This is a genomic window from Peterkaempfera podocarpi, assembly GCF_042466665.1.
In the GTDB taxonomy this organism is placed as follows: Bacteria; Actinomycetota; Actinomycetes; order Streptomycetales; family Streptomycetaceae; genus Peterkaempfera; species Peterkaempfera podocarpi.
The window spans coordinates 1,518,264-1,539,912 of sequence record NZ_CP162102.1 but is presented as its reverse complement, the minus strand read 5'-3'; the positions used below and the strand labels follow the sequence as shown (position 1 = coordinate 1,539,912).

General features: G+C 74.2%; 18 protein-coding genes and 1 pseudogene. 7 read left to right on the top strand and 12 right to left on the bottom strand.

Going from position 1 to position 21,649, the window contains the following annotated elements; all coding sequences use genetic code 11:
• Positions 1 to 118: 118 nt before the first annotated feature.
• On the bottom strand, positions 119 to 889 hold the full coding sequence (locus AB0761_RS06755) for an MBL fold metallo-hydrolase (RefSeq protein WP_377268050.1): 771 nt from the start codon (positions 887 to 889) through the stop codon (positions 119 to 121).
• A gap of 332 nt (positions 890 to 1,221) precedes the next feature.
• Here AB0761_RS06755 and AB0761_RS06750 point away from each other — a divergent pair, with 332 nt between their 5' ends.
• On the top strand, positions 1,222 to 2,019 hold the full coding sequence (locus tag AB0761_RS06750) for a GNAT family N-acetyltransferase (protein ID WP_377268049.1): 798 nt from the start codon (positions 1,222 to 1,224) through the stop codon (positions 2,017 to 2,019).
• A 137-nt stretch (positions 2,020 to 2,156) separates the two neighbouring features.
• On the opposite strand, the gene AB0761_RS06745 is transcribed toward AB0761_RS06750, so the two are convergent.
• Together AB0761_RS06745 and AB0761_RS06740 are read right to left on the bottom strand one after the other, a co-directional pair.
• Positions 2,157 to 3,635 (bottom strand): MFS transporter, encoded by a 1,479-nt coding sequence (locus AB0761_RS06745; RefSeq protein ID WP_377268048.1) that lies wholly within the window; start codon positions 3,633 to 3,635, stop codon positions 2,157 to 2,159.
• An 85-nt stretch (positions 3,636 to 3,720) separates the two neighbouring features.
• The gene (locus tag AB0761_RS06740) at positions 3,721 to 4,206 is read right to left on the bottom strand and encodes a MarR family winged helix-turn-helix transcriptional regulator (protein ID WP_377268047.1); all 486 of its coding nucleotides are present in this window, start codon (positions 4,204 to 4,206) and stop codon (positions 3,721 to 3,723) included.
• A 160-nt stretch (positions 4,207 to 4,366) separates the two neighbouring features.
• Between AB0761_RS06740 and AB0761_RS06735 the strand changes: the two genes are divergently transcribed.
• Both AB0761_RS06735 and AB0761_RS06730 read left to right on the top strand, forming a co-directional pair.
• Positions 4,367 to 4,864, top strand: a complete 498-nt coding sequence (locus tag AB0761_RS06735) for a hypothetical protein (RefSeq protein WP_377268046.1) — start codon at positions 4,367 to 4,369, stop codon at positions 4,862 to 4,864.
• A 204-nt stretch (positions 4,865 to 5,068) separates the two neighbouring features.
• The gene (locus AB0761_RS06730) at positions 5,069 to 6,838 is read left to right on the top strand and encodes a GAF domain-containing protein (RefSeq protein WP_377268045.1); all 1,770 of its coding nucleotides are present in this window, start codon (positions 5,069 to 5,071) and stop codon (positions 6,836 to 6,838) included.
• Positions 6,839 to 6,936: 98 nt separating this feature from the next.
• On the opposite strand, the gene AB0761_RS06725 is transcribed toward AB0761_RS06730, so the two are convergent.
• The 6 genes and pseudogenes from AB0761_RS06725 to AB0761_RS06700 form a co-directional block, all read right to left on the bottom strand.
• On the bottom strand, positions 6,937 to 7,677 hold the full coding sequence (locus AB0761_RS06725; protein WP_377268044.1) for a response regulator: 741 nt from the start codon (positions 7,675 to 7,677) through the stop codon (positions 6,937 to 6,939).
• A 66-nt stretch (positions 7,678 to 7,743) separates the two neighbouring features.
• Complete coding sequence (locus tag AB0761_RS06720) at positions 7,744 to 8,838, bottom strand: Acg family FMN-binding oxidoreductase (protein WP_377268043.1); 1,095 nt, start codon at positions 8,836 to 8,838, stop codon at positions 7,744 to 7,746.
• 261 nt (positions 8,839 to 9,099) lie between these two features.
• Positions 9,100 to 9,957 carry a universal stress protein gene (locus AB0761_RS06715; protein ID WP_377268042.1) on the bottom strand — a complete coding sequence of 286 codons (858 nt, stop codon included), beginning with the start codon at positions 9,955 to 9,957 and terminating at the stop codon, positions 9,100 to 9,102.
• A 106-nt stretch (positions 9,958 to 10,063) separates the two neighbouring features.
• Entirely contained in the window at positions 10,064 to 10,591 is a 528-nt protein-coding gene (locus AB0761_RS06710; RefSeq protein ID WP_377268041.1) for a hypothetical protein, read from the bottom strand.
• 336 nt (positions 10,592 to 10,927) lie between these two features.
• Positions 10,928 to 11,533, bottom strand: a pseudogene (locus AB0761_RS06705) (N-acetylmuramoyl-L-alanine amidase); the annotation flags it as partial.
• Between the two features lie 116 nt (positions 11,534 to 11,649).
• Positions 11,650 to 12,489, bottom strand: coding sequence for a BTAD domain-containing putative transcriptional regulator (locus AB0761_RS06700; protein ID WP_377268040.1), 840 nt, complete (start codon positions 12,487 to 12,489; stop codon positions 11,650 to 11,652).
• Positions 12,490 to 13,039: 550 nt separating this feature from the next.
• Between AB0761_RS06700 and AB0761_RS06695 the strand changes: the two genes are divergently transcribed.
• The 3 genes from AB0761_RS06695 to AB0761_RS06685 all read left to right on the top strand — a co-directional run bounded on the left by AB0761_RS06695 (position 13,040) and on the right by AB0761_RS06685 (position 15,417).
• The gene (locus AB0761_RS06695; protein ID WP_377268039.1) at positions 13,040 to 13,816 is read left to right on the top strand and encodes a TetR family transcriptional regulator; all 777 of its coding nucleotides are present in this window, start codon (positions 13,040 to 13,042) and stop codon (positions 13,814 to 13,816) included.
• A gap of 178 nt (positions 13,817 to 13,994) precedes the next feature.
• The gene (locus AB0761_RS06690; protein ID WP_377268038.1) at positions 13,995 to 14,813 is read left to right on the top strand and encodes a DUF6424 family protein; all 819 of its coding nucleotides are present in this window, start codon (positions 13,995 to 13,997) and stop codon (positions 14,811 to 14,813) included.
• A 337-nt stretch (positions 14,814 to 15,150) separates the two neighbouring features.
• Positions 15,151 to 15,417 (top strand): metal-sensitive transcriptional regulator, encoded by a 267-nt coding sequence (locus tag AB0761_RS06685; RefSeq protein ID WP_377268037.1) that lies wholly within the window; start codon positions 15,151 to 15,153, stop codon positions 15,415 to 15,417.
• Positions 15,418 to 15,456: 39 nt separating this feature from the next.
• On the opposite strand, the gene AB0761_RS06680 is transcribed toward AB0761_RS06685, so the two are convergent.
• The 3 genes from AB0761_RS06680 to AB0761_RS06670 form a co-directional block, all read right to left on the bottom strand.
• Positions 15,457 to 17,226, bottom strand: a complete 1,770-nt coding sequence (locus AB0761_RS06680; RefSeq protein WP_377268036.1) for an MOSC domain-containing protein — start codon at positions 17,224 to 17,226, stop codon at positions 15,457 to 15,459.
• Between the two features lie 4 nt (positions 17,227 to 17,230).
• On the bottom strand, positions 17,231 to 17,785 hold the full coding sequence (locus AB0761_RS06675; RefSeq protein ID WP_377268035.1) for a L,D-transpeptidase: 555 nt from the start codon (positions 17,783 to 17,785) through the stop codon (positions 17,231 to 17,233).
• Positions 17,786 to 18,085: 300 nt separating this feature from the next.
• The gene (locus AB0761_RS06670) at positions 18,086 to 19,045 is read right to left on the bottom strand and encodes an SDR family NAD(P)-dependent oxidoreductase (protein WP_377268034.1); all 960 of its coding nucleotides are present in this window, start codon (positions 19,043 to 19,045) and stop codon (positions 18,086 to 18,088) included.
• Positions 19,046 to 19,188: 143 nt separating this feature from the next.
• On the opposite strand from AB0761_RS06670, the gene AB0761_RS06665 reads away from it, so the two are divergent.
• On the top strand, positions 19,189 to 21,621 hold the full coding sequence (locus tag AB0761_RS06665; protein WP_377268033.1) for a SpoIIE family protein phosphatase: 2,433 nt from the start codon (positions 19,189 to 19,191) through the stop codon (positions 21,619 to 21,621).
• Positions 21,622 to 21,649: the final 28 nt, after the last annotated feature.

The following is a 21,649-nucleotide window of genomic DNA, read 5'->3' as shown; positions in this document are numbered from 1 at the left end:
CCAACCGGTGGCACGGGCCGCCAGCGCGGGTGCGCGGGCCTTCGCCCGCGGGCCCCGGCGGCGGAGGTCCGCCGCCCCGTGCCTGCCGGCCGGGGCGGCGGGCCTCATCCGCGGGCCGTCACCAGCGCACTGCCGAACCGGGCTTCAGCAGGTGCAGCCGGTCCGCGGCACCCACCTGCTCGAAGGCCTCGGCCAGGGCCGTGCCGTCCTCGGTGAAGTGCGCCCAGTGCTCGAAGTGCACCGGTACGACCTTCCGGGCCCCCAGGACCGCCGCCGCCTCGGCCGCCTGGCGGCTGGTGAGCGTCAGATTGCCGTCCGGCACCAGGGGGGTCCGCGCCGCCCCCGCGAAGAGCAGGGCCACATCGACCGGTGCGAAGCGGTCGGCGATGGCGGCGACCACCGCCGGTGAGGCGTTGTCGCCGCTCACATAGACCGTCGGTAGGCCCTCACCGGCCAGGATGAACCCGGTGACCTCGCCGACCAGGTGCTCCGAGCCGTCCGGTCCGTGCTGCGCCGGCACACCGGTGATCCGCAGCTCACCGCCGTCCGGCCGGTCCAGCACGGTGTGCTCCCAGTTCGGCAGCGCCCGCACCGGGTCGCCCAGCCGCTCCCGGGCCGCGGTGGTGGACAGCACCAGCGGAACACCGCCCAGGAAGGCCCGACCGGCGGTGTCCAGATTGTCCGGGTGCTGGTCGTGGGAGAGCAGGACGGCATCCACCGCGCCGATCTCCGCGGGCCGCAGCGCGGGACCGGCGGTCTTGGTCAGCTTCCGCGCGCCGATCGGGTAGTCGCCGGGCTCGTCGAAGGTCGGGTCGGTGAGCAGTCGGAGCCCGCCGGTCTCGATCACCGCGGTCGGGCCCCCGACATATCGGATGCTCAGAGTGGTCATGCTGTCCCCTCGTCGGACACGCCCTGGTCGTCAGGGCCGCACGGTGGTGCCGCAGCCATCGAAGCATCCGGCCCGGTACAGCCGCACCCGCGCGCATCGGACGGTTCGAGCCCACCAGCCAGGTCTCCTCGACGTGCGGCGTTCACCCCGGGGAGGAGACCAAAGCAACGACGCCTGGGCCCGCCTCCCGGCCTACGGTGGCTGTGTCTCCAACATCTACATCGACGTACCCCAGTCCTGGCTCCCCGGCGTCCCCACCTGCTGACATCCCTGTCCTGCGGCCCTGCCCCCGTGCGGGAGCGGAGGCGGGGCCGTACGGCAGGATCGCCGTCGTGAGGGAGATCGACGACCACGACGAACTGATGGCCCGCTGCGGCGGCGACACCCTGTGCCGCTGGGCCGCCCATGGCCTGGACGGGCACGGCCGGGCCTGGCTGAGCGGCGACTCGCGGGCCGTGGCGATCGCCGGCCCCGGACTGTCCGCACGGGACCGCCTGGTGGTGCACGGAGCGGCGGACGCCGCCGTCCCGCTGGCCCGCGAGGTCCTGGCCGAGGTGGGGCCGACCTACCGCCCGCTGGGAGCCCCGGCGGTGGTGGACGCCCTGACGGCGGGCATCCCCGGGCTGGCGCTGGTGGACTCCTTCGGCTGGATGGACCGCACCACCCCTCTGCCACCCTCCGGCACCGGGGCGGCGGTCTGGCTCACCGACGCCGAACTGCCCCAGGTGGCGGCGCTGGTGGACGAGGCGTTCCCCACCTCGCACGCCAGACCGGGAGTGCCGGGCGTGGAACGCTGGGCCGGGGTGCGGGACAAGGCCACGGGCAGGCTCCTCGCTGTGGCGGCGCTGGCCTGGTCCGCCCCCACGCTGGGTCTGATCACGGGTGTCGCCGTCAGCCCGGCGGAGCGTGGCCGGGGGCTCGGCCGTGAGGTCTGCCGTACGGTGCTGGCCGCGGCGCTGGCGGAGCACGGCGCGGCCGCCCTGATGGTCGACGGCGACAATCTGCCCGCTCGGCGCCTCTACCAGGGGCTGGGCATGCGCCACCGGCCGCTCCGGGCGGCCGCCCGGTCCACTCCGGCTCCGCGGCTCACATGCTGTTCGGACAGTGACCGCAACCCGGCGCCGCGGTAGCAACGCGACCCGGCGCCGCAGGAGCAAGCGGGTCCGGCCTGCGCTCCGGGCCGGCGGTCATCCGTTCGTCCGCCGGTCGGCACCGTAGGCGAAGAGTCCGGGGACGGGCTCTTCGCCTACGGTGCCGAGTGGGCGGATCACCGGGTCCGGGCGGGGGTGGCTGCCGGGGTGGTGTGGTCATCCGGGGCGGGGTGCGGGCGGCGGGGCCGGCGCAGCGCGGCGAGGGAGACGAGAAGGGCGACCACCAGCAGGGCGGCGCCCGTGGCGAAGGCCAGGTGGTAGCCGCCGGTGAGGGCCGCGGCCCGGCTCTGCCCGGCGGCGAGCAGTCCCCGGGTGCGTGAGGCGGCCAGGGTGGACAGTGTTGCGACGCCCAGGGCCATGCCGATCTGCTGGGTGGTGTTGAAGAGCCCCGAGGCGAGCCCGGCGTCACCCTCACCCGCGCCGGACATGCCGAGTGCGGTGAGCGCCGGGAGTGCCAGCCCGAAGCCGGCGGCCAGCAGCATCACGGGGAGCAGGTCGGTGAGGTAGTGCGCGTGTACGGGGACCCGGACGAGCAGCCCCAGCACCCCGATCAGCAGCACGATCCCGGCGGCCAGCACACGCTGCTCGCCGAAGCGGGCGGAGAGGCGGGCGGAGACGCCCAGCGACACCGCGCCGATCGCGGCCGCGGCCGGGAGCATCGCCAGCCCGGTCCTGGTGGCGCTGTATCCGAGGACCTGCTGGAGATGCAGGGCGACCAGGATCTGGAACGAGAACAGCGCGGCCACCATCAGCGCCTGCACCAGATTGGCCCCCCAGACGCTGCGCGGGCGCAGGATCCGCAGCGGCATCAGCGGTGTGCGTGCGGTGGCCTGACGGAGGATGAACCCGGCGAGCAGGACGACGGCCAGGGTGCCAAGTCCCAGGGTGTGCGCCGACGTCCAGCCGTAGTTGTCGATCTGGACCACGGTGGAGATTCCCAGCATCAGACCCGCGGTGACCAGCAGCGCGCCCAGCACGTCGGCTCCGGCGGCGAGTCCCAGTCCGCGGTCGGCGGGCAGCACCGGGAGTGCGACGGCCAGGACCGCCAGGCCGATCGGGAGGTTGATCAGGAAGATCCAGTGCCAGCTCAGGGCGTCGGTGAGGATGCCGCCGAGGACCTGGCCGATGGAGGCGCCGGCGGCGCCGGTGAAGCTGAACACGGCGATCGCCCGAGACCGCTCACGGGGCTCCGGGAACAGGGTCACCAGGATGCCCAGGCCGACCGCCGAGGCCATGGCGCTGCCGATGCCCTGCAGGAACCGGGCGGCCAGCAGCACCGTCGGGGTGGTGGCCGCGGCCGCCAGCAGCGAGGCCGCAGTGAACACCGCGGTGCCCGCCAGGAACATCCGTTTGCGGCCGATCAGGTCGCCGAGCCGGCCGGCCAGCAGCAGCAGGCTGCCGAACGCCACCAGGTAGGCATTGACCACCCAGCTCAGCCCGGTGGGGGAGAAGCGCAGGTCCTGCTGGATGGCGGGCATCGCCACGGTGACGATGCTGCCGTCGAGGATGACCATCAGCAGCCCTGCCGCGATCACCGCCAGGGCGAGCAGGGGCGACCGGGGGACGGTGGGCGGAGGTGTGGATGCAGCGGGCATGGGTTCTCTCCTGTCCGGTGAGGCGACAGAAGGAACCGTAGCAGATTGTTTTGTTGTAGATGATTTATTTCGGCCCTACCGTGCACTACTGCCGGCGCCGGCGCCTGCGGACCGGCTGCGGACACTCGGCGGGAGTGGCCAGATGTCCACCGGCCAGGCGTTGCATCGCCCGTACGAAGACCTCCCGCTCGTCCTCGGGCAGCGCCTCCAGGACCTCCTTGTGCACCCGGTCGGCGATCTGCTGGCTCTGTCGGGCGACCCGGGCGCCCTCCTCGGTGACCGCGATGATCCGCGCCCGGCGGTCCGTGCTGGAGGGGCGGCGCTCGGCGAGCCCGGCCTCCTCCAGGGCGTCGACCGTGACGACCATGGTGGTCTTGTCCATGTCCCCGATCTCGGCGAGCTGGATCTGGGTCCGCTCCTCCTCCAGCGCATGGACCAGGACGCAGTGCATCCGCGCTGTCAGTCCCACCTCGGCCAGCGCCGCCGCCATCCGGGTCTGCAGCACATGGCCGGTGCGGTTCAGCAGGAAGGAGAGGTCCGGGGCGGTGCGGGCGGGTGCTGTGGCGGTCATACCCGCCAGCATAGATCCGTGGCGGATAATCCGGTGACGGACCTTGTTTCCGTGCGCCTGGCGCCGTGCCCGCCGGGTCCGGGTCTATGCGTGTTCAGCAGCAGCGATCTCTTCGCCCCAAGACTTGTCATGGACGGGACGCTCCACTTCACTGGTGCGCATGCCGAAGCCTCTTCGCAGAGTCCTGGTCGCCCTTGTCGCCGCGTTCGCAGCCCTGCTGCTGACCGCCACCCAAGCCTCCGCCGTCACCAAGCTGACCCAGGCGCAGGCCGAGTCCATGTTCCGCGCCGCCGGGATCACCTGGTCGTCCAGTGGCGGATGCAGCAACCGCAACGTCTCCACCTGTACGTCCTTCGACCAGCTCAACCAAGCCACGGCCCAGGGTGCGGTCACCCTCAAGAAGGCCAGCGGCTGCGCCATCAACATCACCGGTGGCACCGAGACCGGCCACGCCAGCGGCACCTACAGCCACTGGAACGGCTACAAGCTCGACATGAGCCGGAACACCTGCATCAACAACTACGTCACCGGCGTGTTCACCTACATCGGCCCGCGCGCCGGCGACGCCGCCCCCCAGTACCAGTCGGGGGCCGGCAACATCTACGCCAACGAGGGCACCCACTGGGACGTCCTCTACTACAACTGCGGCGGCTGCTGACCACCTCCCACCCTCCGCAGGCGCCCCCTGCCCGGCCACCGGAGCCGATGCTCCCTCACCCGGCAGGGGGCGCCTGCCTGCGGCCGGTCCCCGCTCCCGGGGAGCCGCGCCGTGCCGGGCCGCTCCTGTCCGGCGGGATCCTCCGACCGGCGTTACCGTGAGAACCAGGGCTTCGACGAAGCCGGCCCTTGATGCGCTCGGGAGGTGGGCGCTTTGCCCGAGGAGGAGACGGGCCGGGCCGACGAGCCGCTCGAGTCACAGGTCCCCCGACTACGGCTCGATGAGCTGCTCGACGAGCTGCAGGCGCGCCTGGCCATCGTCCGCGGCACCCATGACCGGGTCCACAGCCTGCTGGAGGCGGTGCTCTCGGTCGGCCGCGAACTGGGGCTGAGCCAGGCACTGCACCGCATCGTCGAGACCGCCACCGTCCTGGTGGACGCCGAGTACGGGGCGCTCGGTGTGATCGGCCCCGACGGCAGAACACTGTCGCAGTTCGTCACGGTGGGCGTCGACGAGCAGACCGCCGAGATCGGGCGCTTCCCCTCCGGCGGCGGTGTGCTCGGCGAGCTGATCCGCGACCCCCGGCCGCTGCGGGTGCCGGAGATCGGCGGGCACCCCGCCTCCGTGGGCTTCCCGGCCCACCACCCGCCGATGCACTCCTTCCTGGGGGTTCCCATCAGGGTCCGGGACGAGGTGTTCGGCAATCTCTATCTGTCCGAGAAGCACGGCGGCGCCCAGTTCGACGCCGAGGACGAGTCGCTGCTGGCGACCCTTGCGGTGGCCGCCGGTGTGGTGATCGACAACGCGCGGCTGTACGAGGAGTCGGTGACCCGGGGGCGCTGGCTGGCCGCGGGCGCGGAGGTCACCCGGGAGCTGCTGTCCGGGGGTCCGACGGAGCGGGTTCTGGCGCTGATCGCCGACCGCTCCCAGACCCTCACCGAGTCTGACCTGGTCGCCATCGCGGTGCCCCGGGGGGCCGAGGAACTGGTGGTGGAGCTCGCCGTCGGCAATCAGGCCGACAGCCACCGCGACCTGGTGCTGCCGATGGTCGGCAGCCTGATGGGGACCGCGTACACCCGGGCGGCTCCGGTGGTCAGCGCCGATGCGGCCTCCGATCCCAGGATCACCGCCGGGCCGCCGCGGTTCGCCGGCCTGGGCCCCGCCGTCGCCGTCCCGATCGGCACCGCGGAGGGCGGTGTGCACGGCGTGCTGCTGCTCGCCCGGGCCACCGGGGGTCCGCTCTTCACCGAGGCCGAGATCGGCCCGCTGGCCGGGTTCGCGGGCCAGGCCGCGGTCGCCATGGAACTGGCGGAGCGGCGACGCAACGCCGAACAGCTCGCACTGCTGGAAGACCACGACCGCATCGGCAGGGACCTGCACGACCTGGCCATTCAGCGGCTCTTCGCCACCGGGATGACGCTGCAGAGCGCCCAGCCGCTGATCACCCACCCCAAGGCCGCCCAGCGGGTGCTCCAGGCGATCGACGACCTGGACGAGACCATCAGGACCATCCGCACCGCCATCTTCGGGCTGCGCACGCCCGAGACCGGTATCGGGGGATCGGCGGCCAGCCTCCGGGCCCGGGCCGCCGCGACCGTCCAGGAGGCCGCCCCCGCCCTCGGCTTCGCACCCCATCTGCGGATGGAAGGGCTGCTGGACACCGAGGTGCCGACGGACCTCGCGGGCCATGTGCTGGCCGTCCTCGCCGAGTCGCTGGCCAATGTGGCCAGGCATGCGCACGCCCACCGGACGGCGATCGTGCTGGTCGCCGAGCCCGACATGGTGTCGCTGACCGTCACCGACGACGGCGTGGGCCTCCCGGAACCCCTGACCCGCCGCGGCGGACTGCGCAATATGGCGGAGCGGGCCGAACAGCTCGGCGGATCCCTGGAGATCGCCTCCGCCCCCGGCGGAGGCACCTGCATCACCTGGCAGGCACCGCTGGCGGACCAGGCCGGGTCCGTCGGCCGGTAGACCCATCCGCCGGCAGACCCACCCGCCGGCAGACCCTCCCGTCGGCCACCGCGTACGAGAGGCCGCCGCGCTCGCTGCCGCGCGGACGGACGCCCTGCTCAGGTCTCCGGCAGCCCGCCCTGCTGCGGACGGCCGTCGGTGGACGGGCAGCCGCGGAGGTCGCCCGAGACCCGGGTGGCGATGACCGCCGCCTGGACCCTGCGCTCCACACCCAGCTTGGCCAGCAGCCGGGAGATGTGGTTCTTGACGGTCTTCTCCGCCAGGAACAGGCGTCTGCCGATGTCGCGGTTGGTCAGCCCCTCGCCGATCAGGACGAGGATCTCCCGCTCCCGTGCGGTGAGGTCGGCGAGGGAGGGCGGAGCCGAGCCGTCGGCCGGCCGCGTGTCGCCGCGCAACCGGGCCATCAGCCGGGCCGTGGTCCCGGGGTCGAGCATTGACTGTCCGGAGGCGACCGTGCGTACGGCGGAGACCAGGTCGCTGCCGCGGATCTGCTTGAGCACATAGCCCGCAGCCCCGGCCATGATGGCGTCCAGCAGCGCCTCCTCGTCGTCGAAGGACGTCAGCATCAGACATGCCAGGTCCGGCATCCGGGAGCGCAGCTCCCGGCAGACGGAAACCCCGTCGCCGTCCGGCAGCCGCACATCGAGGACGGCGACATCGGGCCGCAGCGCCGGGATGCGGGCCATGGCCTGCGCAGCCGTGGCCGCCTCGCCGGACACTTCGATGCCCTCCCCCTCCAGCAGGTCGCGCACACCGCGGCGGACCACCTCGTGGTCGTCGACGAGCACCACGCGGACCGGCTGCCGTACGGCCGCCGCGGCTGGGTCGTTCACCGTCATCGGCCCGTCCTCCCTGTGACCCGGGACGCCGGCTGGAGCGGGACGGAACCCCACTCGGCTCCACGGTCACTGCACGGCCGGCGTCAGTACAGGGCCGTAAGTCCCCGCATCGCAGCCGTTCGACACCTGTGGGTGGTCCGCGCCGTTCACCGTGTGCATCGGCGCCCTGCGCGGAGTGGCGGCCCCCACCGGCCCGTAACCGATGCGCAGCAGCGCCTGGGGATTGCACAGTCCGGCGTGCGGGTCGCGCAGCAGCCAGCGCAGATCCTTCCATTCCAGGGCCTGGTGCAGGAAGGACGCCACCAGTCCTCGGGCGGTGAGCACCAGCAGCACCTTCTGCATGGCCTGCCCGGCCCGCAGCCAGTCCGCCGGGTTGTCCTGGCGGGTGGCGAGCAGCAGCAGCTGGGGGTCGTGCTCGAAGTGCGCGGCGGGCCGGGGATGCGCGTTGAGGTGCCCGGTGAAGTCGCGCATCGGGATGTGCGCCTCGGCGTCCGTCATCCCCAGTGCGGCTGCCGGGATGCCGTGGCCCTGGTCCGGGCGGTTGCCCGGGGTGCACCAGGCCGCGGTCTCGGCGCGGCGTGCGGGGTCCTTGTTGTTCCGGCGCTCGGCGTCGGTGGTGATGCCCAGCAGCCGGGACGCCTCGCCCCCGTCGGGGAAGTGCAGCTGGGCCTGTTCCGACTCGGCGGCGCGGAGGAGTTCGTCGAGGACCGCCTGCGGGACCGGGTCTCCGGTGAAGGGCAACCGGGAGCTGTGCCGGAGCCAGATGGACTCGTACAGGTCATGGCCGTTGTGGCCGTTGTGAACAGCATGGCCGTTGTGGCCTCCGGTGGCGCGCGGCGCATCCGGCGGTCCGGCGAGGTGTACGGCTGCCAGCACCTCCGGTCGGGCGGGGTCGGGCAGCAGCCGGGTCACCGGCTCCCAGCCTTGGTGGGCCGCGGCGGTGCGCAGGTTGAAGACCGCGGCGCCCACCGACAGGTGCACGGCCCGGCCGCCGGGGTCGGCGACCGCCAGTTCCCGCGCCGGAGCAGCGCCGACCTCCACGGTGCGACTGGCGAGGTCCAGATGGAACCGCCACGGCTGGGTGTTGTGGATCGAGGGTGCGGCCACGGCAGCGCGGAGGAGGTCCTCCAGTGCGGCGGCGTCGACGGCCGGCTGCTGCATGGCTCCTCCTTCTCGCCGGTCCCGTGGACGCTGCGGTCCAGGGAGCTGGAATCCGTACCGTGAGCATGGGCGCGTGGGCGCGGCGGGTACAGGGTCCGCAGGTCCCCGGGGGCGGGCCGAACGTCTCGGTGGGCGGGGCCCGGTCGGCCCCGCCCCTGGACCGGCGCCCGGACCCGTCGGCTGCCCGGCCGTGGGCCGTCGGCTGCCGCCCGTCCGGCAGCCGCCCGCCGGGCAGACGGCCCCCGACGGCCTGCTCGGGTGTCAACCGGCGGGGACGACCGCCACCGGACAGGGCGCATGCTGCACCAGGGCGTGCGCGACCGGACCCGGATGCGGTCCCAGGACGTGCCTGCGGTGGGCCGCACCGGCCACCACCAGATCGGCGCCCTCCGCGGCCTCCAGCAGGGCCGCGGGTACGCCGCCGTGGCGCGGCCGCAGCTCGACCCCGACCGCAGGGTGGGCGGCGGCAGCCGCGGCGACGGCGGTCTCCAGCGCACGGTACCGGTCCTGCTCGGCGGCTTCGGAGCCCGCCGACCCCCGCGTCGGCAGCGGACCGGCGGAGGAGCCCCAGGCCCGCACCACCGTCAGCCGGGAACCCCAGAGCTGTGCCTGGGCGAAGGCGAACGCCGCCACCAGCCCCCTGGCGTCGTCGCCCACCCCCAGCACCACCCGTCCGTGCCGCCGCCCCACCGCGTCGTCGGTGCCCCGGACGACCACCACGGGGCACGGCGACCGCGCCGCCACCTGGAGGCACACCGAGCCCAGCAGCACACCGGCGAGACCGCCCCGCCCGCGGCAGCCGACGACCAGCAGCGCCGCCCTGGACCCCACCTCCACCAGGCCCGGTACCGGAGAGTCCGCCACCACCTCGGTACCCACCGTGACCGCCGGACGCCGTGCCGCCGCCCGCCCGGCAGCCTCGGCCATGAGCCGTGCGACGGCCCTGCGGGCCTCCGCCAGCTCGTCGTTGTCCGTGGGGTCGGGTTCATAGCGGTCCCACAGCGAGGTGTGCACCAGACCCAGGGACGTCCCGCGGCGGGCTGCCTCGTCCGCGGCCCAGTCCACCGCCCGCAGACTGTGCGGGGAACCGTCGACGCCGACCATCACGGGGTGGGCCATCGCGGTCCTCCGCCCGGTCGGCCGCCGCGCCGCCCCTCCCGCCGGCCGGACCCCAGGGGCCCAGCCGGCGGCCCGTACGGCCTCGCGCCCACGCCCGGCCCGCCGGCTACGCCGAACGGGACCGTCCGGACCAGCGCGGTTCGACCTGCTCCCACTCCTGCTCCCAGGCCACCGCCAGCCGCTGGTCGATACGCCGCCGGCCGAGTCCCAGGACGGTCCCGCACAGCACGGCCGAGCCGCTGGCCATCGCCAGGCCGGTCAGGGCGGCGCTGGTGGCCAGATCGGTGCCGGACCGGGGCAGCGACGCCAGGGCCCCGCTGTCGTCCACCCAGGTGGCGACCGCCGCGCCCCGGGCCGTGCCGGCCGGTACCGGGAGCTGCCCGGTGTGCGTCCGACCAGCGGGGTACTGCCAGCTGGCCGGGATCCTGGCCTGCGGGGTGCCCTCCAGCCAGACGTTGCCGGCCGGAGCGGCCACCAGAGTGGTCGCGGTCACCTGGTGGCGGTGCGCGGCCAGGTCCCTGGCGCTGCGCAGATCCGCCCGGTAGAGCGCAGCCGTGACGACCACCGACAGCACGGTGGCCACCAGTGCCAGCAGCGTCACCGCCAGGGACAGCCGGGTGCGGGTGCGGTCCACGGAACGCCGCATCGGGTTGCCGTCCCGGCCGATGGCACGGCTGAACCGGATGCCCCACCTCGTCGAAGCGGACGAACGGAGTGATGACGCGGCTCGGCGGCCCATGGCGCCCACCTCCCTCGGAACGTCGGCCCGGCGTGGCCGGGTCGGCCTGCGCTGCGGCCCGCCGGGACTTGCGGGGTCCCGGAGAGGGCCTCCTGTCCATGGTCCACCCGCAGGGCCGCCATGTCCGAACGGAGCCCGGCGCCCGGCCTGTACCGGACATACGGCGCCGGTGCGGTGCGGCCGCTGCCGCCGCGCACCGGCGCACGGTCCGGCCGCTCAGTGCGGGACCAGCGGCCGGGGGGCGGGGATGCTCAGCCGGGCGGCGATCCTGCGGCGCATGGCGTCCATCGCGAACCCCTTGGGGTCGATCTTTCCGGGCTCCCACTCCAGGTGGCCGATCACACTCCGTTCGGACCAGTGGAAGCAGCGGCAGACCGCGGCGCAGGCCCGCTCGATCGCCTCCAGCTGCGCCGCGGGCCAGGGGTCCACGCCGTCGCCGAGGTTGATCGCCTCGAAGCCGTAGAAGTGCGTGTTGCCATCGGTGTCCGCATGCCTGACGGGCGGCAGCGCGCTCTCCTGGACCACTGCCTGGAGGACGGCGCCGTCGCCCTTGCCGGCGTGGTTGACCCGGCCGTTGCCCACCAGGATCACCGTCCCGTCCTTGGCGATCACACCGTGGCAGAGCGGTCCGGGGAGGTCGGAGCGGCCGTCCCAGCACAGGTCCACGCTGGCGGCCGTGCCGGAGGTCACGGTGTGGTGGACCACCACCCCGTTCACCGGTCCCCAGGGACCCTTGTGGTTGCGGTTGTGGGTGCGCCACCTCGGGTGTTCGACCACGGTGAGCCCCTCGGCGCGCAGCGCGTCCAGGAACTGGTCTGCTGTGAGCGGGACGGCCATGACTCTCCTCTCCCAGGGTTCTGCGGGTGCCGGCTGCCGTCAGGCATTCCGGGCTCCCGCCGGGCGGACGGGCCGGACCGGTGCGGTCCGGCCCGTCCAGCGTCCCGGTGGACACGTCACCGCCGCGTGGCGGGCGCGTGACCCGGGCACCGCGCGCCGCCGGGGGAGAGCCCGGTGACCAGCTGCCGCAGGTCCGGTGTCGGATCAAGGCCGAGCTCCGCCCGCAGCCGCCGGCCGTAGCGGGCGAAGGCGTCCAGCGCCTCGGAGGGGTTGCGTTCCGCCAGATGGGCCTGGATCAGGCAGGACTGCGCGCTCTCCCGCAGCGGGTCGGCATGCACGGCCGCCCGGGCGGCGGCCACGGCCGCGGCGTACCGCCGGGCACCGATCAGCTGCTCGGCCAGCCGTTCCAGGGCGTGCAGCCGCAGCTGCCGCCAGTCCTCCGCCTCCAGCTGCGCCCAGTCGTCGTACCAGCCGGGCAGCAGATCCACCGAGAGGGCGTCGACCGCCGCCAGGTCGCGTTCGGGGTCCCCGGCCGCCGTGTCGGGGTCCAGGATGCGGTGGGCGATCCGGCGGGCGTGGTGCAGATCGACGGAGGTGCCGCCGGCCAGCCGGACCTCGGCCGGGCCGATCTCCAGGGCCCGGCGGCCCTCGCTGTGCAGCCGCGCCAGGGCCGAGCGGAAGTTGGCGTGTGCGCAGTGCTCGGGTGCCTCGGGCCACAGCGTTCCGGCGACCAGGGCCCGCGGTACGGCGGCCTGGCAGCACAGGGCGACAAAGGCGAGCACCCGCTGCGAGCCTGTCGGGACGGCCACCGGCACCTGGCCGACCCGCAGGTCGAAGCCGCCCAGCACGGTGATGTGCGCCCCCGGCCGGCCGGAGGGCGCACCCGGCCGGGCCGCCCGGCCCCGGCCGTGCTGGGAGGTGGTGGGCGGGCGCAGCCGGAGGGCGGCGCCGTTCACGGGGTGGCGGGTCGCCCTGCCGGGCCGGGTTCCCGCTGGGTGTGCCATGGCGGTCAGGCCCACGGGGGGCCGGCGGGCGCCGGCTCCGTCGGCTTGGCCGGCGCCTGGGGGGCTGCCGTGCCGGGCGGCGCAGCCGGGCCACCGACCGCCTGCCTGCCCCGGTGGGTCCGGGGGCCGCCTGCGGGTGCGGCGAACCGGTGGCCGCCGTGCGGGTCCACGGCCGGGACACCGGCCGGGCCGGCGGTGCGCACCGGAGCACCGGTGCGGTCGGACGGGTTGCCGCTCTCGGGTCCTGGGCCGTGGAAAGGGGCATCCACCGTGGGGTCGATGCCTCCTGTGCCTCCGGGGAGGCCGCCTGTGCGGACGGTCGGCAGCAGCGCGGTCACATGATCACCTCCGGGTTCCCGGCCGGGCCGGGAAGGAACGGTGGAGTCCCGGTGTCTTCCCTATACATATGGGCGATATGTACCTTGTATACCCAGTGTGTGACTGCGGCCCGCCGGGGGTCAAGGAGCCCGGGAAGCGCAGCGCACGGGCCAAGGAGGCGGACATGCCCGCAGACCGACGAGCCGCGGCAGCGGCCGACGACCCCCGGGAGGCAACCGCGACCGCGCGCAGTCTCCGGGGTCGGCTCAGCCGCCCGCTGGTGCTCACCGAGGCCCTGGTGCTGGCGGACCGCGAGGGACTGGCCGCGCTCACCATGCGCCGGCTGGCCACCCGCCTGGGTGTGGAGCCGATGGCGCTCTACCGGTACGCGGCCGGCAAGCAGGCGCTGCTCGACGGGCTGGTGGAGGCGTTCTTCGCCGAGGTCGCCGCCCGGCTGGAACTGCCCGCGGACACCGGGGCGGCACGGGCCGCCGGGACGTCCGGACTCGACTGGCGGGACGAACTGCACCGCTACGCCCTGGCGTTCACCCGGGTCGCCGAGGCCCACCCCGAGGTGTTCCCGCTGGTGGCCACACGTCCGCTGGCCGTCCCGCTGGCCCGCCGCCCCACCCCCATGCTGCAACTCAACGAGTGTGTGCTGGACCTGCTGAGCCGCGCGGGCTTCGACGACCGGGCAGCGCTGGCACTCCAACGCGCCGTCACCGCCTGGGTGCTGGGCTATCTGCTGGTCGACAAGCGCCTGGCGGTCGACAACCCCGAGGAGCCCGACCCCATGCTGAGGCTGGGCCTGCACCGGCTCCCCGCCGCCGACTACCCCCGGCTGCGCGCCACCGCGCCGCTGCTCACCGACCACGACGAGCGGGCCGAACTCGCCGCGGGCCTCGACGCCCTGCTGCACGCCTTCCCCAGCCCCACCCCCACCCCCGATGCCTCGCGATAGGTGGACCTGCCCGTCACGCGGACGTCACGGTGCCACCGCGCCCCGGTGACGCAGTCCGCCGCAGCATCGCCTGTGTACGCGGCGGCGCGCGCCCGAGCGGCCGCGCCCCGGCAGTCCCTGCCCCGCGTGCGGCCGGGTCGGCGCGCACGGGGCCGACAGCACGGGAAGGCGCAGTCTGATGACCAGCCCCACGACCGGCCCCACCGCAGTGTCCGCGGCGGGCCCGGAGCAGCCGCACACCGAGGCCGAGCACCTGGGATGGGAGATCAACATCCCGGGTCACCCGGCCCGCCAGGACTCTCCCGAGTACCAGCAGTCCCGTCTGCGGATGCATCAGATCCTGGACACCCTCCAGCGGCCGTTCTACGGCACCGGCCATGTCGAGGACCACCACGGCGGCGGGCTGTGGTTCAAGGACGCCGAGGGCTGGTTCCTGGTCCGCAATCTGGTGGGCATCGAGTGGTCGGCGCAGTTCTGCGCCGACCCCGCCAAGGTCGACCTGCTCCGGCAGAACGCCCGCCGTCTGTACGCGGCCTTCCCCGGCACGGTCGAGGAGCTGGGCATCCGGGACCTGCTGGACACCCCCATCACCGACGCCGCCGGCGTGGCCCGCTGGACCGACTCGATCTGCAACGCCAGTGTCCCGCTGCCGCACCCGGTCCACTCCGGCGAGCTGCCGGCCGGCGGAGGGGTGCACCACTACCCGGGCCCGGTCGCCGAGATCACCTTCTTCAAGCGGGACGACTTTGTGCTCTGGGTCACCGACCAGGACGGCCACCCGGTGGCGGTCGCCCCGGTGGACCGGCGCGGCTCCGGGGACGGGCGCGCCCAGGTGCTCTATGCCTCGCCCGCCTCGCCCCTGTACGGGCGGCTGTCCGAGGCACAGGCCGGAGGAGACGTCCTGGTGCTCCCCGCGGACGACCCGGTGGCCGAAGCCGCGTTCGCGCGGCAGAACGGCCCGGCCCGCACCAGGGGCGGCCCCGCCGCAGCCGCATGATCCGGCGTACGGGGCGGCCGCACCCGCTCGATGTCCCGGGCGGGCCGACGGCCATGGCGGTCCGTGTGCCACCGGCCGGATAGCTGCGGTTTCCCAGCCCGGGGACGGCCAGGGTCTCGACGAAGTGCATGGGTCCCTTCTTCTGGGTCGATACCCCTGGGGGTATCGACCCTGCCCCCGCCATATACCCCCACCGGTATGCAGCGGCGGATGCGGACGGGAATGTCCGGGAGCCGGGGCCGCTTGGCAGAGGGCGGGAGCGATGTCCGCGACACCGCTGGTCGGCATACCCGCCCGGGTATCATCGGCGGCAGGCGGCGCTGCAAAGGAGGACTCCATGCAGGTGGACGAGGATGCGGTGACAGCGGTGCTCAACCGTCTGCGCCGGGCCCAGGGGCAGCTGGCCGGGGTGATCGCCATGATCGAGGCCGGGCGGGACTGCAAGGACGTGGTCACCCAGCTCGCCGCGGTCTCCCGGGCGCTGGACCGCGCCGGCTTCAAGATCGTGGCCAGCGGTATGCGCCAGTGCATGACCGCGGTGGACGGGCAGGCCGCGCCCATGAGCGAGGAGGAGCTGGAGAAGCTCTTCCTGGCCCTCGCCTGAGTGCCCTTGGCGGAGCGGCCGCAATGACCTGATGGATCGTCAGAGGTCGAGTGCGACCTCGCCGTCCGGGCAGGAGCAGCAGATCAGGGCGTTGCCGTCGGCCGGCGGCTCGACCGGCTCGGGGGAGTACCGGACACCGCCGGCCAGCAGGGCGGACTCGCAGGTGTGGCAGACCCCGGTGCGGCAGGACCAGCGCGTAGGCACGTCGCAGGCCTCGGCGAGCTCCAGCAGACTGGCGTACCCGGGGTCCCACGGCACCGTCAGCCCGCTGCGGGCGAACGACACCGCCGGACCCGTCCCCGGCTCCCCGGCCGGCGGGTGCGGAGCCCGTGCCGCCCCCGCGGCGATACCCGGGGTGATGGCCGCGCCCGCGCCGAAGACCTCGGTGCGGACCCGGTCGGGGGAGAGCCCAAGGGACACCAGAGACCCGGAGAGCTCACGCATGAACGCCTCGGGGCCGCACAGATAGGCCTCGGCGTCGTGCGGCAGACCGAGCCTGCCGAGCAGCGCCTCCGACAGCCGTCCGGCCTCGGTGAAGTCCACCCCCGGCCGGTCCTCGCTGCGGGGGCGGCTGTAGCAGACGCACGCCCGACCGTGGGGCAGTCGTGCCAGCAGGGCGCGGCTCTCCTCGGCGAAGGGGTGCTCCCGGCCGTCGCGCGCCCCGTGCAGCCACCACACCTGGCGCCGTGAGCCGGCGGCGGCCAGCGCGTGCAGCATCGCCAGCACCGGTGTCACCCCGACCCCCGCGGAGAGCAGCAGCACCGGGCTCTCGCCGCCGCCCAGGAAGAACGTCCCGCGCGGCGCGGCCGCCTCCAGGGTGTCGCCGGGCCGCACCCGGGTGCGCAGATGGGTGCTGGCGGCGCCCCGCGGCTCCTGCTTCACGCTGATCCGGTACCGGGCGTCGCCCGGTGGGCCTGAGAGCGAGTAGCTGCGCAGCAGCGGCGGCCGGTCCGCATCGGGGTGCAGACGGACCGTCAGAAACTGGCCCGGCAGCGCGGCCGGGAGCGCGGAGCCGTCCGGCGCGGCCAGGGAGAGGGAGAACACACTGCTGCTCTCCGGCTGTATCCCGGCCACGGTCAGCGGCCGGAAACCCGGCCAGGCCGGGGCGGGACCGGCCGCGGCCGGGGTGAGGCCGACGTTGCCGGCGACCTCTCCCGGGCCCTTGTCGTGCTGTTCCAGCAGCGCCTGCAGTGAGGTCCGCCACCCCGGGCTGAGGGCGTCGACCCGCAGGGCCTCTGCCAGCCGGTCGCGGGGGTGTCCGGGCAGGTACAGCAGCGCGTCGATCTCGGCCACCGTGATCCTGCCCGGGCCCTCCGCCACCTTCACGATCTCCTGCCCCGCCGCCACCTCGCCCTCGGTGACCACCCGCAGATAGAAGCCCGGCCGCCGATGGGAGACCAGCAGCGCCGCCATCCGGGGTTCGCGCATCCGCAGGCCGACCCGGTAGCAGGTGACCCGGGGCTGGGTGACTTCGAAGACCGCCCGGCCGATCCGGTAGCGGTCCCCGATGCACACCTCGTCGTCCGGCAGCCCGTCGACCGTGAAGTTCTCCCCGAACTGGCCCGGTTCGAAGTCGTCCCGGGCCAGTTCCCGCTCCCAGTAGCGGTAGGAGTCGGTCTGGTAGACCAGTACCGCACGGTGCTCGCCGCCGTGGCCGGCCAGGTCTCCCTGCCCGTCCCCGTCGATGTTGAGCCGTCGGACCATCCGGGGCCCGGTGACGGGCCGTTTCCAGACTCCGGTGTGCACCGTCCTGCCGTGCCAGGCCACGTCCTGGGGCAGCCCGACGTTGACGGAGGTCAGTGTGGCCACCGGATCATTCCTGGACGATCACGGTGTCCCCGACCCGGCTGAAGTTGTAGAACCACTCGGCGTTGGCCGTGCGGAGGTGGATGCAGCCGTGCGAGATGTCCGTGGAGCCGATGGTGTGGTCCCAGGGGGCGGCGTGCACGAACAGCCCGGCCTCGGTGAGCCGTACGGCCCAGGTGGCGTGCACCACGTAGTAGTCGGGGCTGCTGGGGTTGCAGGTGATCCGGGCGCTGCACGAGGTCATCTGGAGCGACGCGTCCTTGCCGAGCACCCGGTAGGTGCCGGGTTGGGTGGGGAACCGGGACTGGCCGAAGCCCGCCGGGAAGACCGCCACGGTCCTGCCGTCGACGGTGGCCCGCAGCTGGTGGCTGCCCATGTCGATGTAGGTCACATGCCGGGTGGCGGCCGTGCTGGGGAGCTGTTCGCCCAGGACGCTCGGGGTGCTCGCGGCCGAGGCCGTCTGCAGTCCGGTCGTGCCCGCGCACATCGCTGCGGTGAGCAGTGCAGCCAGTGCGCCGGACGTGGCCGCACGCCGCAGTCGGCGGGTTCGCATCCAGGTCATCCTCATCACCACCGTGTTCGGAACGCGGTAAGGCGCTCGGGGGAGTCGGTGTGGGAGACGGCGACGGGGAGGACGTCCCTCCCGGCTCACCGGTATCCGGTGCTTCGTCGCCGGGCCGGTATGTCATACCGGACGCGTAGCTGATTTTCTACCCCCGGCGGCGCTTCTCACACCGAACGGATGAACGGACGCTCGCGGAACGGCGGTTCCGGGGGCTGCCCGAGTCGCCCGCCGACCGCCGTGGAGCGGCTGCTGGTGCCGGGTGCGGGAGCCCGCGGCGGACTCCCGCACCACCGGCGGTCAGGCGAAGGCGTCGACGCCGGTCAGCCGGGCCGAGAGCTCCCACAGCCGCTTCGCCTGCTCGGGGTCGGTCGCATGCGCCCGGACGCCGCCCGGCTGCGAGCCGTCCTCGGCGGCGGGCTCGGCGATGTCGCAGTCCTCGCAGTAGACGCCGCCCATCCCCGCCAGCTGCGGGGAGGTCGCCGCCCAGACCTGGGTCGCCGCACCCTGCTCGGGCGTCTTGAACGACTGGTTGACCGGATTGCCCTCCTCGTCGATCCAGCCGGCCGCCACCATCTCCTCCCTGGGCAGGTGGCGCTGCAGCGGTGTGAGGATGCCGCCGGGGTGCAGGGCGAACGCCCGGACCCCCGCGTCACGGCCCAGCGCGTCGAGCTGCACGGCGAACAGCACATTGGCGGTCTTCGCCTGGCCGTAGGCCTCCCACTTGTCGTAGCCGCGCTCGAACTGCACGTCCTCCCAGCGGATGCCGGAGCGGCGGTGGCCGCCGGACGACACCGAGACCACCCGGCCCCCGCCCGCCGCGATCGCCGGCCAGAGCCGGTTGACCAGCGCGTAGTGGCCGAGGTGGTTGGTGGCGAACTGCGCCTCCCAGCCGGGGCCGACCCGGGTCTCCGGGCAGGCCATGATCCCGGCACTGTTGATCACCATGTCGATGCCGCGCCCCGAGGCGAGGAAGCGCTCGGCGAACTCCCGCACGCTCTCCAGGTCCCCGAGGTCGAGCTCGTCCACCTCGACCCCGTCGAGGGAGCCGACCGCCTCCTTCGCGGACGCCGGCCGCCGGGCCGGGACGACCACCCGGGCGCCGGCCCGGACCAGTGCACGGGTCGTCTCCAGCCCGAGGCCCGAGTAGCCGCCGGTGACGACGGCGAGCCTGCCGGTGAGGTCGATGCCGTGCAGCACGTCGTCCGCGGTGCTCCGGGCGTCGAAACCCGAGCCGATCCTGTGCTGAGGTGTTGTCATGCGGCTCACGCTACGACGTGGAGTGCGCTCGAAGGCAAGCCGCCGCAGGCGGGCGGCCGGCATGGGCCTGTACGGCGCATCCGACCGCGGTGCGGAAGACTGGGGGGAGGAACACGCGCCGGAGCAAGGACAGGCGGGTGATCATGAACGCATCGGGGCCGGAGAACAGTCGGCAGCAGCCCGGCGGACAGGACCGGGCCCATCTGGTGGTGGACGCGCAGGGCGTCGTGGTGGAGTGGAGTCCCGCGGCGCAGCGGCTGCTGGGGCACCCCGCTGCCCGTGTGGTCGGCCGGCCGGTCGCGGAACTGCTCGCTCCGGCACCGGGCGGTGCCGACGCAGGCGAGCCGGGCGACGTCCGGCTGCTGCACCGCGACGGCCATCCGGTCGGCTGCCGGGTCCGGGTGCGTGCCGAGACCGCCGGTGCCGCCGACGGGTCCCGCTGGGCGGTGTACCTCACTGCGTCGCGTACGGAGCCGGACCGGGCGATCGACCGCGCGCTGCTGGACGTGCTGTTCACACGCTCCCCGGTGGGCCTGTTCGTCCTCGATCCGGAGCTGAAACTGCTGCGGTTCAACGCGGCCGCCGAGGGGATGCGCGGCGCCTCCATCCAGGAGGCGCTGGGGCGGCGGACCGCCGAGGCCTGGCCCGACTTCGGCGGCGAGGTGGCCGAACGGGTGATGAGCCAGGTGCTGGAGTCCGGCGAGCCGGTGATCGGCTTCGAGAAGCGCGGACGCCCACCGGGTGACCTGGATCATGAGCACATCTACTCGACCTCCGTCTTCCGGCTCCACGACGACGAGGGCCGCGTCCTCGGCATCGCGGACGCGGCGATCGACATCACCGAGCGCCGGCGCGCCCAGGACCGCCTCGCCCTGGTCGCCGAGGCGGGTGCACGGATCGGTACCACGCTGGATGTGCTGCGTACTGCGCAGGAACTGGCCGAGGTCATGGTGCCCCGGCTGGCGGACAGCGTCGCGGTGGACGTCCTGGAGTCGGTGCTCGGCGGCGAGGAGATCTTCCCCGGGCCGGCCGCGCCGGGGGTCGAGCTGCTGCGGGCCGCCTCCCGGTCGCGCCGGACAGCCGGCCCCGCCGGCGCGTACGCGGTCGGCCAGGTCAGCAGCTATCCGCCGGCTGCGCCCGCGAACCAGGCTCTTGCCGACCACCTCCCGCGCCTGGTCCGCTCGGTGGCCGAGGACAGCACCTGGATGCGGGCCGATCCGCTGCGCGGCCACCGGATGCTGGAGACGGGGACCCACTCCCTGATGCTGGTCCCGCTCGTCGCCAGGGACTCGGTCCTCGGGCTGGTCACCTGCCATCGCTGGCGCGGGGTGGGGCCGTTCGAGGAGGAGGACCTGGTGCTGGCCGTGGATCTGGGCGGTCGCGCCGCGGTCGCCCTGGACAACGCCCGCCGCTACGTCCGCGAACGCAACTCCGTACTGGCGCTGCAACGAGGACTGCTGCCGGTCCGGCTGCCCGCCCCCACCGCCGTGGTGGCGGCGCATCACCTGGTGCACTCCGGCGCCGGGGGCGACTGGGCGGACGTCATTCCGCTGCCCGGGGCGCGGGCGGCGCTGGTGGTGGGCAGCGCCCCGGGACGCGGTCTGCACACCGTGGCCACCATGGGCCGGCTGCGTGCGGCCGTGCACACCCTCGCCACCCTGGACCTGGCACCGGACGAGGTGCTCGCCCGGCTGGACGAGGTGGTGCGCCACCTCTCCCGGGACGGCCCGGACGCCGACGTCCCGGCGGAGCCGGGGGCCGTCGCGGGCGTTGCCGGTGCGACCTGCCTGTATCTGGTGTACAACCCCGTCTCCCGGCAGTGCACCATGGCCACCGCGGGCGGCCCGGGGCCGGCGGTCGTCCGCCCCGACGGGACGGTCGACCTCCCGGATGTGCCGGTCGGCCCGCCGCTCGGCTGCTCCGGGCCGCTGTTCGGCAAGGTGGACGTGGAGCTGCCCGAGGGCAGTCTGCTGGTGCTGCACACCCCCGGGCTCCTGCAGATGCGGCCGGAGGACGCGGGCCGTGCGGAACTGGTCCGGCTGCTGACGCGCCCGGACGGCACCCGCGATCCGGGCGAGCTCTGTGTGGCCCTCGCCGAGGCCCTGCTCCCGGAGGACGCCGGTGACGACGCGGCCGTGCTGGTGGCCCGGACCCGGGTCCTGGACAGCGCCCATGTCGCCGCCTGGGAGCTTCCGGCCGACCCGGCTGCCGTGGCCACCGCCCGGCTGCTCGCCACCCGTCAGCTCGCCGTCTGGGCCCTGGACGAGGAGGTGTTCAGCACCGAGCTGATCGTCAGCGAACTGGTCACCAACTCCATCAAGTACGCGGGGTCGCCGATCACGCTGCGCCTGATCCGGGACCGCACGCTGACCTGCGAGGTCTCCGACGGGAGCAGTACGGCTCCGCATCTGCGGCACGCCCGGACCACCGACGAGGGGGGCCGCGGGCTGGCGCTGGTCGGACAGCTGGCCCAGCGCTGGGGGACCCGCGCGACCGACCGGGGCAAGACCATCTGGGCCGAGCAGCCGATCGCCGCCGCCGCCCCGGTTCCCGAGGCGGTGGGAGTGCCCTGGTGAGGGCGCGGAGCCGTTGAACCCGTCCCGG

What these genes read in the sequence shown, in the direction of transcription:
- AB0761_RS06675 (WP_377268035.1), bottom strand. Translation starts at nt 17,785, where the DNA reads ATGACCTGGATGCGAACCCGCCGACTGCGGCGTGCGGCCACGTCCGGC.
- AB0761_RS06695 (WP_377268039.1), top strand. Translation starts at nt 13,040, where the DNA reads ATGCCCGCAGACCGACGAGCCGCGGCAGCGGCCGACGACCCCCGGGAG.
- AB0761_RS06745 (WP_377268048.1), bottom strand. Translation starts at nt 3,635, where the DNA reads ATGCCCGCTGCATCCACACCTCCGCCCACCGTCCCCCGGTCGCCCCTG.
- AB0761_RS06735 (WP_377268046.1), top strand. Translation starts at nt 4,367, where the DNA reads ATGCCGAAGCCTCTTCGCAGAGTCCTGGTCGCCCTTGTCGCCGCGTTC.
- AB0761_RS06740 (WP_377268047.1), bottom strand. Translation starts at nt 4,206, where the DNA reads ATGACCGCCACAGCACCCGCCCGCACCGCCCCGGACCTCTCCTTCCTG.
- AB0761_RS06685 (WP_377268037.1), top strand. Translation starts at nt 15,151, where the DNA reads ATGCAGGTGGACGAGGATGCGGTGACAGCGGTGCTCAACCGTCTGCGC.
- AB0761_RS06725 (WP_377268044.1), bottom strand. Translation starts at nt 7,677, where the DNA reads ATGACGGTGAACGACCCAGCCGCGGCGGCCGTACGGCAGCCGGTCCGC.
- AB0761_RS06755 (WP_377268050.1), bottom strand. Translation starts at nt 889, where the DNA reads ATGACCACTCTGAGCATCCGATATGTCGGGGGCCCGACCGCGGTGATC.
- AB0761_RS06690 (WP_377268038.1), top strand. Translation starts at nt 13,995, where the DNA reads ATGACCAGCCCCACGACCGGCCCCACCGCAGTGTCCGCGGCGGGCCCG.
- AB0761_RS06670 (WP_377268034.1), bottom strand. Translation starts at nt 19,045, where the DNA reads ATGACAACACCTCAGCACAGGATCGGCTCGGGTTTCGACGCCCGGAGC.
- AB0761_RS06720 (WP_377268043.1), bottom strand. Translation starts at nt 8,838, where the DNA reads ATGCAGCAGCCGGCCGTCGACGCCGCCGCACTGGAGGACCTCCTCCGC.
- AB0761_RS06665 (WP_377268033.1), top strand. Translation starts at nt 19,189, where the DNA reads ATGAACGCATCGGGGCCGGAGAACAGTCGGCAGCAGCCCGGCGGACAG.
- AB0761_RS06715 (WP_377268042.1), bottom strand. Translation starts at nt 9,957, where the DNA reads ATGGCCCACCCCGTGATGGTCGGCGTCGACGGTTCCCCGCACAGTCTG.